2 protein-coding genes and 1 pseudogene are annotated in these 1,255 nt (G+C 45.2%); all 3 read left to right on the top strand.

Annotation, left to right across the window (positions count from 1 at the left end):
* The coding region (locus DFR44_RS11340; RefSeq protein ID WP_281275643.1) for an RHS repeat-associated core domain-containing protein at positions 1-546 on the top strand (546 nt) is incomplete at its 5' end.
* A gap of 10 nt (positions 547-556) precedes the next feature.
* Positions 557-955 carry a hypothetical protein gene (locus tag DFR44_RS11335; RefSeq protein WP_133621673.1) on the top strand — a complete coding sequence of 133 codons (399 nt, stop codon included), beginning with the start codon at positions 557-559 and terminating at the stop codon, positions 953-955.
* A 70-nt stretch (positions 956-1,025) separates the two neighbouring features.
* A pseudogene (locus DFR44_RS11330) lies at positions 1,026-1,255 on the top strand (hypothetical protein); the annotation flags it as partial.

The following is a 1,255-nucleotide window of genomic DNA, read 5'->3' as shown; positions in this document are numbered from 1 at the left end:
CGTGCTGGATTTACCAATCCGATTCGTTTCCAAGGTCAATACTTTGACCATGAGACAGGACTGCATTACAATCGGCATCGGTATTATGATCCGCACAGTGGACGGTTTGTGAGTCGTGACCCTATCGGCTTGCTTGGGGGTATGAATGTTCATGCGTATGCACCGAATCCTGTTGAGTGGATTGACCCGTTGGGATTATATAAAGGGCAGCCACGAACACCAAACGGACAATTTGGCAAAGGTAAAGACCCTAATAGACCACCTGAGCCTGAGAAATCATGCACGCATGGCAATAGCTTAGATTCTGATAAACCAGCGATTGGGTATACGTTGCGTGATAGAACAACAAATGAAGTCTTAAAGTATGGTGAAACGACAAGAGGAGCAATGCGCTATACGCAGACTTATCTTGATAATGAGAATGCTCTTTTTAGGCCTGAAGCATCAGGTACAAAACGTGAAATGCACTGCTGGCAAACCAAGAAAATTCGTGAATACACAGCAACACATGGGCGTCGACCACGCTTAAATAAAACAGATTATTGAGGAGTCAAAGATGAGGTTGTGGATATCTGGCGAAGTTTGCGAAGGTGCTGAAAGTGCTGTCAATCTTGGCGCTAAACTAATTGAACCGTGCTTCAATAGATTATTGGAGAAGGTTGAGTTCAAGGAGGATTACGAAAAATGGGCGTTGATTACAATTATCATGACTGATGAGTTTATCTCAGCTTATCCCGAGATAGTCCGTCGCAGCATAAAAAAGAAGGTTCTTGAGTTTCGCTTACAAATTGACTATGTAACATTTAAATCGGCAGACCAGCAAGGGCAGATCAAATTGGTATTGGACACCCTCGAACGTTCCGTTGATTTAATGACTCAGCTCAAAGTATCAAAAGAATCTCAGGATAAACTTAAAGCCGTTGTGAATGAGGCACGGCAACAGTTATTAACTTAGTCAGAATGCACCAACGGAACTGAAACTCTTATGGTACTTGTGCTGACAACTTGGCTTTGAGCGCGACGACTTGCACCGCGAAATTATGCGCACGCAAGCGAATCGCCTCAACCAACAGCAAAGCTACGACCCCGCAGGCAACGTTCAACCCGTGGCCCCAAGTACAGCCAATGAGCACCCAAATCAACCACTGCAAGCCCAGTCAGCACAACCCACATGGCAAAAGCCAAACAGCATCCTTGATAACTTGATGCGCGAATATGTCGGCACGCATTACGACTACGACGAACGCGGCAATAT

It is taken from the genome of Hydromonas duriensis, from assembly GCF_004363775.1.
In the GTDB taxonomy this organism is placed as follows: Bacteria; Pseudomonadota; Gammaproteobacteria; order Burkholderiales; family Burkholderiaceae; genus Hydromonas; species Hydromonas duriensis.
The sequence above is the reverse complement of the archived record's forward strand: the minus strand, read 5'-3'. Positions and strand labels throughout refer to the sequence as shown.

Excerpts from the sequence above, each read along its gene's own strand:
- DFR44_RS11335 (WP_133621673.1), top strand. The coding sequence starts at position 557 with ATGAGGTTGTGGATATCTGGCGAAGTTTGCGAAGGTGCTGAAAGTGCT.